5 protein-coding genes, 3 pseudogenes and 1 other annotated feature are annotated in these 8033 nt (G+C 66.8%); of the genes and pseudogenes, 3 read left to right on the forward strand and 5 right to left on the reverse strand.

Going from position 1 to position 8033, the window contains the following annotated elements:
- Nucleotides 1–97: 97 nt before the first annotated feature.
- From AB6A65_RS14585 to AB6A65_RS14595, 3 genes are read right to left on the reverse strand one after another with little or no spacing between them, the layout of a single operon-like run.
- Complete coding sequence (locus AB6A65_RS14585) at nucleotides 98–730, reverse strand: methyltransferase domain-containing protein (protein WP_371039122.1); 633 nt, start codon at nucleotides 728–730, stop codon at nucleotides 98–100.
- Nucleotides 727–1413 (reverse strand): class I SAM-dependent methyltransferase, encoded by a 687-nt coding sequence (locus AB6A65_RS14590; RefSeq protein ID WP_371039123.1) that lies wholly within the window; start codon nucleotides 1411–1413, stop codon nucleotides 727–729. The genes AB6A65_RS14585 and AB6A65_RS14590 overlap by 4 nt, the downstream gene beginning before the upstream one ends.
- The gene (locus AB6A65_RS14595; protein WP_371039124.1) at nucleotides 1410–1754 is read right to left on the reverse strand and encodes a hypothetical protein; all 345 of its coding nucleotides are present in this window, start codon (nucleotides 1752–1754) and stop codon (nucleotides 1410–1412) included. Before AB6A65_RS14595 ends, AB6A65_RS14590 begins: the two co-directional genes overlap by 4 nt.
- 278 nt (nucleotides 1755–2032) lie before the next feature.
- Here AB6A65_RS14595 and AB6A65_RS14600 point away from each other — a divergent pair, with 278 nt between their 5' ends.
- Nucleotides 2033–3322 (forward strand): MFS transporter, encoded by a 1290-nt coding sequence (locus AB6A65_RS14600; protein WP_371039125.1) that lies wholly within the window; start codon nucleotides 2033–2035, stop codon nucleotides 3320–3322.
- A 105-nt stretch (nucleotides 3323–3427) separates the two neighbouring features.
- Here AB6A65_RS14600 and AB6A65_RS14605 read toward each other — a convergent pair whose 3' ends face one another.
- Nucleotides 3428–4621: an MFS transporter gene (locus tag AB6A65_RS14605; RefSeq protein ID WP_371039132.1), complete on the reverse strand. Its 1194-nt coding sequence runs from the start codon at nucleotides 4619–4621 to the stop codon at nucleotides 3428–3430.
- Between the two features lie 649 nt (nucleotides 4622–5270).
- Between AB6A65_RS14605 and AB6A65_RS14610 the strand changes: the two are divergent.
- A pseudogene (locus tag AB6A65_RS14610) lies at nucleotides 5271–5447 on the forward strand (transposase); the annotation flags it as partial.
- Nucleotides 5448–5709: 262 nt separating this feature from the next.
- Here AB6A65_RS14610 and AB6A65_RS14615 read toward each other — a convergent pair.
- A pseudogene (locus tag AB6A65_RS14615) lies at nucleotides 5710–6726 on the reverse strand (IS110 family transposase).
- An 87-nt stretch (nucleotides 6727–6813) separates the two neighbouring features.
- Between AB6A65_RS14615 and AB6A65_RS14620 the strand changes: the two are divergent.
- A pseudogene (locus AB6A65_RS14620) lies at nucleotides 6814–7949 on the forward strand (IS3 family transposase); the annotation flags it as partial.
- Nucleotides 6933–7049, forward strand: a sequence feature (AL1L pseudoknot). Its footprint overlaps the pseudogene before it by 117 nt.
- Nucleotides 7950–8033 lie beyond the last annotated feature (84 nt).

The following is an 8033-nucleotide window of genomic DNA, read 5'->3' on the forward strand; positions in this document are numbered from 1 at the left end:
CGACATCATGCATCAGAATACCCCCTGCGCCACAAGCGGCATCATGCGGGCGGGACCGTCGCGGGCCGCGGGGCGCGGGCGGGCTTTTCGCGGCCTGTCAGGGCGTGGCCGGAACGGTTTCCGCCCGGTCCGGGCACGGGGAGCGGAACACCGCCATCTGGCTCGCGCCTCCCAGGTCGGGATGACGGCCCGCGATGTCCTGGAAGGTGACGGCATAGCCCGCCGACCGCGCCGCGCGGCTGCACCACTGCCGGAACCTGCTCCGCGACCACTCGAACCGGTGGTCGGGATGACGGAAGCGGTGCGGCGGCACCCCCAGCAGCGGATTGAACTCCGCGTTGGGCGTGGTCACCACGACCGCGCCGGGCCGCAACGTGTGAAAGAGCGCCCGTTCGAGCCGCGACAGCCGGTCCGGGTCGAGATGCTCGATCGTCTCCACCAGAACGGCGCAATCCATGCCGGCAAGCTCCGGCGCCGGGTCCGTCATGGAGGCGGCGCGCAGCTCTATCCGGGGCCCGCAGGACCCGAGGTCGCACAGGCGGCGGCGCAGCCGGTCGAGCGAGGCCGTGCAGATGTCGAGGCCCACGATCTCCTCGATGCCCGGCTCCCGCGCCAGGCGCAGCAGAAGATCGCCGTCGCCGCAGCCGAGGTCCAGTATTCGCGCGGCCCCGGTCGCGCGCACCGCCGCCAGAACCGCCGCAAGGCGTTCTTCGTGCAGCCAGCTGGTCATGCCGAGCGCCCGCCCGGACGCCGTAGCAACGCCACGTCCTTCACGGGCACCTCGCAGGTCCAGCCCCATTCCGTGGCGAGATGGCGGAACGTCGCTTCGCGGTAGAAGGCGACGTGGGTCGGATCCTTGCGGTAGTGCCAGGTCCCGAAACGCGCGTCATCGGTCTGGAAGCAGGTCATCACGGCGAGCCATCCGCCGGGCCGCACCATCCGGCGCAGGCGCGCGAACGCCTCGCCCGGGCGATGGAAATGCTCGGCCGTCTCGGTGCAGACGACGAAATCGTGGCTTTCGGAAAGCGGCGCGGGATCGGGGGCGAAAAAGGGATCGTAGAGCGCCACCTCATGGCCCGCCTCGCGCAGCATGGCGGCGAGCGCCGGACCGGGTCCGCAGCCGTAGTCGAGCCCCGACGCCCGAGGCGGCAGCCGGTCGAGGAGGGGTTTGGCCAGCCGCGACAGGAAACGGCGATAGCCGGGGTCGTCAGGGTCGTTCTCGTGGGTGAGATAGAAGGCGCGTTCCTCGTCCCGTGCCGGATGCTGCGCCGGGTGCAGGAACCGCAGACCGCAACAAGGACAGCGAAAATAATCCCGCGCGTCCGCATGGATGAAATGCGCCGCTTTCGCACCGCAGAGCAGGCAGGCGCAGGCGCATCGATGCGGCACCGGCACGTGGGCCCGCCCGGTCATCGACCCTCTGCCCGCGCAAGGGCGCCGGCCCGCGTGAACGGCGTGCCGGTATGGGGGGCGCCGAAGATCACGGGCTCCGCCCGGGCCTCGCCCCATGCCCGGCCCGGCCGGTCGGGAAAGCGCGGGTCCGGCAGGCGGTCGGGCCGCGCGGTCCCGCAAGCCGCGCTTTCAAGCCGCCGCGGCGCACGCTCCGGCGCGGTGACGAGGCCGGTCATCAGGAACGCCTGCCCCGGAATGATCTCGTCGACCTCCAGCGCGCGGCGCAGATCCTGCCGGCGCCGCAAGCCCGGCGCGCCGATGGGCGACGGGCAGGCGTCCAGGTCCTCGAAGAGACGGCTCATGTCGTTCACCCTGCCCGGACTCCCGAGTTCCGGATGCAGCCTTGTCCGCCGAATCCACCCGCGCATCAACCGCAGGCGCGTCCGCGGCATCGGTGATGGCCTTCGGTCATCGCGTCGGCGGGTTGGACCGCGTCAGAAAGACGCGCACCGGTCCGGTCGCAATGCTGACGCCTTGTCGCAAATGATCGGACATGCGGCGCTGCAGCGAAGGCGGCGGCGATCACTGGGTGCAACGTTGGACGGGCATTGCGGTTCCCGGCGACAGGACAGGGCGGCTCATGTTTCAGATGTTGTCCGGGGTGTGGGCCCTTCTGATCGGCATCGTGCTCATCATGCTGGGCAACGGCATGCATTTCACGCTGATCGGTCTGCGTGGCGAGATCGAGGGATTTTCCGCCGCAGAGCTCGCCGTGGTCACCTCGGGCTATTTCATGGGCTTCCTGTCGGGCGCGCGGTTCACCCCGTTGCTGATCCGGCGGGTCGGGCATGTGCGTGTCTTCGCGGCGCTCGGCAGCTTCATGTCGGCGGGGCTGATCGCGTTCACCCTCCTGGCCGAGCCCTGGGCCTGGACGCTGTTGCGCATCCTCGTGGGGTTCTGCATGTCCGGCATCTACGTTGCGGCCGAGAGCTGGCTGAACAACGCGTCTACCAACGAGACGCGCGGCAAGATCTTGTCAACCTACATGATCGCGCAAACGTTGGGCATCATCGGCGCGCAGGGGCTGCTGACCCTGGGCGATGCGGCAACCTCTGCGCTTTTCATTGGGGCATCGATCCTGGTGTCGGTCTCCTTCGCGCCGGTGCTTTTGTCCGTCACGCCCGTCCCCGCGGTCGAGGTGGCGCGGCCGATGTCCCTGCGCAAGCTGTTTTCGAGTTCGCCGCTGGGCACCATCGGGATCTTCCTTCTGGGCAGCGTCTACGCGACGCAATCGGGGATGGGCGCGGTCTTCGGATCGCAGATCGGGCTGTCCGCGTCGCAGGTCGCGCTTTTCGTCGCCATGCTCTTCGCCGGGGCGCTGGTGCTGCAATACCCGATCGGCTGGCTTTCCGACCAGATGGACCGGCGCAAGCTGATCTTCGGGGCGGCCCTCCTCGGCGCGGCAGCCTGCGCGATGGGATGGCTCGCCGGCAGCGACGCGCCATGGCTGAAGGACGCCGGGCTCTGGCCCCTCATGGCCGCCGCCTTCTTCGCGGGCGGCGTGACGACACCGCTTTACGCGCTGTTTCTCGCCTACACCAACGACTTCCTGTCCATCGAGGACATGCCGGCGGCCTCCGGGGGGCTTGTCTTCACCTTCGGGCTGGGCGCGATCTTCGGGCCGCTGGCGACCGGCTGGGCGATGCAGGAGCTGGGCCCGTTCGCGTTCTGGCTGGTGCTGGGCGCGACCTTCGCCATCACCGCGATCTATGCGCTATACCGGATGACGCAGCGCGCCAACCTTCCGGCGGAGGAGACCGATAGCTATCTCGGCGTGTTGCCCACCGCCTCGCCCGTGGCGGTGGAAGCGGCGGGCGCCTGGGCCGCCGACCAGGCCGAGGCCGAACGCGACGGCGACGCCGCGTCCTGACCGCGCCCGCGCCCCCCGCCCTGCATCCTCGCCGGTCGCGTCGCCGGGCGGTTTCCGGGAACGCGCCAGGCGACCGCGATGCGGCGCGGCGACAAGGATCGCGCATCAGCCATGCATGGCGGCCGGAACCCTCAACGGACGGTCGCTGGCGTGGCGGTCGCGCAGCAGAACCGCCGTCGCCGCGGGCAAAAGCGCGACACCCAGGAACGTCGCGCCGGTCCCGATGGCATCCGCCGCGACACCCGCGATCGCCGGTCCCAGGACGCTGCCCGCGGCCGTGGCCAGAAGGGCCGCGGTGAAACTGAGCGACGGCAGGGCGGGAAACAGGCGCTCGGACCAGACGGCAAGCACGGCGCTCGTCATCATGACGTGCACGCCCTGCAACCCGGCCGACGGAACCAGCCCGGCCCAGCTGTCCGGCAGGATCGCGGCCAGCGCCAGCGACAGCGCCCCGGCCAGCATCACGAACCGCAACAGCCAGGGCAGGCCTATGGCCGTCTTCACACGGCCCGTGAAAAGCCCGGCCAGCCCGAAAAGGCCGTAGACGACGAAGACGAGACCCGGCGTCGCCGCGGCGGGCAGGCCCGGCACGCCGCCGCGGTCCAGCATTTGGTCGGCCGCGAAGGATATGTAGACCGCCGAGGTAATCCCGTAGACGAAGGCGATCACGAAGAGCGGAAGCGCCCCGCCGCGCAGAAGCTCGCGCCACCCTTTTTCGGGTATGCCGTTGGGGTCCCTCTCGACATCGCGCAAGGCGGCATGATTGGCCAGCAGGGCAAGCGCGCTCGTGACCGCGAAGCCCGTCCAGCACAACCGCCAGGACAGCCCCATCATCACCATGGCCAGCGCCGCGAGACCGGCCGCCGCGATCCCGACGCTGGTGCCGGTGCTGATCTCCGAAAGGGCCCTCGGCCGGTCGACGTCCCGGACCTTGCGATGCACCGCGTCGTTGAAGGGCGTCCAGGCGAACCCGGCGCTTGACGCGGCAAAAAAGACGCCCACCGCCAGGACGAAGACGTTCTGCGCCACGGCGACGACCGACATGCCGAGCGTCGCGGCGATCAGCCCCGATAGAACGGGCACCTGCGGCCCCCGCCGCATGAGCAGGCCCTGCGCGACGAGCAACCCGAGGAAGAAGCCGAAGAAACCGAGGCTCGACACGAATCCGATCTGGGATGTCGACATCGAGAAGGCCGACCTGAACTCGGGCACGAAGAGCCCGAAGCCCATGCGCCCGGGGCCGTAACTGATCGCGGTCGCGGCGAAGCCAGCGACGGAAAGGCTCTGGAAATAGGTGATGCCACCCTCCCGCGACTGCCATGTCCCGGCACGGGACGCGGCCCTGGCATGCTACCACGGGCTGCGCGCGATTACCCGCCGGCCTTGCAGGGCCGGCCCCCTTCCCCTTCACCGGGGCGGGCAGGCAAGGGCGCGCGTCCAGCACTCGAACGACTGGCGCGCGGGTCGCTTGGGACACCTAGGCCAAGGAAGTGACCACCCCGGTCGGGGGGCGCTTCCCCATCGGCGTCGCGGTCGACGCCGCCGGGAACGGCGTCACCAGCGTCGCGATACAGCTGGAAGGGGTGGCGACGGCGGCGGCTTAGCGTCCGACCTGAGCAGCGGCTTCCTCGAGCCAAGTTGGTGATTCCGCAGAGGCGGGCGCGGGAGTGCTCCAGTGTCGCGACATCGCCCCAGTTCACATCCTAGGGGCCGCATTCGAAGTGATCGGCGCTGAGCGCGGCGAGGCGGTCGAGCATCTCGTCGATCTCGGTCTTGGCTGAGATGAACGCGGCGAGAGCGGCGTCATTGGTCTTGGGCATCTCAGGATCTCCAACTTGGCGTCGTGTCCACGACGGCGATTCTGGCGAGACATGGCAAGTTGTTTCCGCCGCACATGAACCGCCCCGGGTTTGCCGGAGGCTCCAACTCGTGAGTAGGATGGAGCATCATGAGCAAGACCACGAACAAGTATTCCCCGGAAGTCCGCGAGCGTGCGGTTCGCATGGTTTTGGACAATCCCGGGCAGCATGAGAGCCGGTGGGCGGCGATCCTGTCGGTTTCATCGAAGATCGGTTGCGCGCCGCAGACGCTGAACGAGTGGGTCAAGAAGGCTTGTGTGGATGCCGCCCGGTTTGCAAGGAAAATAATGAACCTTCGCGCGTGTGATCGAGTGCGTGCTTGTGTCAGGCCTTCTCTGTGCGGCTTGCCAAGCGCCGCTGGCCGGTATGGTGATCTGCGGATCGGATCCAAATCTGAGATGCGAGCGCGGAGCTCTCGCCTTCTTTCTGGTTGTTCCGATCCCGATCTTCTCGATCGGTTTGCCCGTACGGTTCCCTGCCTTCCTCACAACTCGTGCGACCGGGGCCTTTCCCGGTGCAGTGTAGGGGTCACGCCATCTGTGGCGGTGTGACCGGATGACCTCTGTAATCCTCGCCCTTCGTCAGCATGGCCCAGATGCTGCGTGCCATTTTGTTGGCGAGGGCCACCGCGACCAGCATTCGCGCCAATCACGATCCTTCGGGTGGGCGTTTCCGTGTCGCCCCGTACACAACCGACATCGCGCCGATAATCAGCAACCTGCGGATGTCGCGCTGTCCCATCTTCGACATCTTTCCAAGCCTTTGTTTGCCACCCGTGGATTTCTGCAGCGGAACGAGACCCAGCCAGGCCGCAAAGTCGCGACCGCGCCGGAAGCTCTCCATCGGTGGCGCGAAAGCCTCGATCGCCAGCGACAGGATCGGACCGACCCCGGGCATGGTCTGCAAGCGGCGCGTGGTCTCGGCTTCGCGGGACATGGCGTCGATGTGCTTCTTCAGTTTGTCTGTACGAACGGTCAAATCGGCGATCTGCTCCATCAGGCCGCGGCAGATCTCCCGAACAGCGGTTGGTATGTCCGTGTTTTCATCCGCGATGATTTCTTCGATCCGGCCCATGTGATGGATGCCGTATGGGGCGATATAGCCGAACTCATAAAGATGCGCGCGCAGCGTGTTCACCAGTTCGGTCCGCTGGTTCACCAGCTGCTCGCGGACGCGAAAGACGATGGCGCGCTCCTGCTGCGCTTCGGTCTTCACCTCCACGAAGCGCATGGTCGGGCGCGTGGCTGCCTCGACGATGGCCTCCGCATCGTTGGCGTCGTTCTTGTGGCGTTTTACAAACGGCTTGACATAACGCGGAGCGATCAGCTTGGCCTCATGGCCGAACCGGATCATCTCGCGCGCCCAGTGATGCGCTCCGCCGCAAGCCTCCATGACAACCAGGCACCGCGGCAGGTCCATCATGAACCTGTGGAATTGCAAGCGCGAGAGCTTCCTTCGGAACACGGGGTGCCCGTCGGCGCGGGCGCCATGCACGTGAAAAACGTTCTTTGCCAAATCGACGCCGACGATTGTAACCTCCTCCATGGGTGTCTCCCTTTCTCTTTCGTGGCTGTAGACAACCACGACGTTGGCACACAGCGATGCCGTCGAGGAAGGGCGGCATCCACCCCATCTGAGGTGGATCGCGGTGAGCGGGCCGGTGTCACGACCGAGATGGCCGAGCGGCTGAAGGCGCTGGAGCGGGAGAACCGGGAACTGAAGCAGGCGAACGAGATCCTCCGGAAGGCTTCTGCTTATTTTGCCCAGGCGGAGCTCGACCGCCGACCGAAGTCATGATCGCTTTCATCGACGATCACCGTGGAGAACTCGGGGTCGAGCCGATCTGCAAGCAGCTGCCGATTGCCCCGTCCACCTATTACGATCATCTGGCGAAGCGGGCCGACCCTGATCAGCGTTCAGATCGGGCCAAGCGGGACGCGGAACTGCGCCCCGAGATCGAGCGCGTGTTCGATGCCAATTTCAAGGTCTGTGGCGTGCGCAAGATCTGGCACCAGATGCGCCGGGAGGGGGTCGACGTGGCCAGATGCACGGTGGCGCGGCTGATGAAGGAAATGGGGCTCAAGGGCGTCATTCGTGGCAAGAAGATCTGGACGACGCTGCCGGACAAGGCACAACCATGCCCATTGGACAAGGTGAACCGTCAGTTCCGCGCGCCTGCGCCGGATATGCTGTGGGATGAGCCGTTGTCGCGCCATTGGTCCGAGCGACAATGGCGAATGATTTCACCTATGTCGCGACCTGGCAGGGCTTCGTCTATGTGGCGTTCGTGATCGATGCCTTCGCGCGCCGCATCGTAGGCTGGCGGGTCAGCCGCACGGCCCATGCCGTCGCCCATTGGGCTTGAACCAATGGCGCCACAATGGGCAACCGTGCTCGATGCCCTGGAACAGGCCGTTCATCAGCGGCGGCCGGGCGCGGGGCTGGTGCATCACTCGGATCGCGGGTCGCAATACCTGTCGATCAAATACACCGAACGCCTGGCGGAGGCGGGCATCGAACCGTCGGTCAGCAGCGTCGGTGACAGCTACGACACTGCCCTGGCTGAGACGATCAACGGTCTTTTCAAGGCAGACGTCATTCATCGCCGTGGACCATGGCGCAGCTTCGACGCCGTGGAATACGCCACCCTCGGATGGGTCGATTGGTTCAACAACCGCCGCCCGCTGGAACCCATCGGGAATATCCCGCCAGCAGAGGCCGAAGCAAATCACCACGCCACTCTGGAAACTCAGACCATGGCAGCGTAACTATCTGAAATCAGCCTCCGGCAAACCCGGCGCGGTTCAGCGAATCGAGATGAGCTATGCTGAAACCTGGGTGACGCGGCCTGA

This window comes from Rhodosalinus sp. FB01 (genome assembly GCF_041365715.1).
GTDB lineage: Bacteria > Pseudomonadota > Alphaproteobacteria > Rhodobacterales > Rhodobacteraceae > Rhodosalinus.

Excerpts from the sequence above, each read along its gene's own strand:
- AB6A65_RS14585 (WP_371039122.1), bottom strand. The coding sequence starts at position 730 with ATGACCAGCTGGCTGCACGAAGAACGCCTTGCGGCGGTTCTGGCGGCG.
- AB6A65_RS14590 (WP_371039123.1), bottom strand. The coding sequence starts at position 1,413 with ATGACCGGGCGGGCCCACGTGCCGGTGCCGCATCGATGCGCCTGCGCC.
- AB6A65_RS14595 (WP_371039124.1), bottom strand. The coding sequence starts at position 1,754 with ATGAGCCGTCTCTTCGAGGACCTGGACGCCTGCCCGTCGCCCATCGGC.
- AB6A65_RS14600 (WP_371039125.1), top strand. The coding sequence starts at position 2,033 with ATGTTTCAGATGTTGTCCGGGGTGTGGGCCCTTCTGATCGGCATCGTG.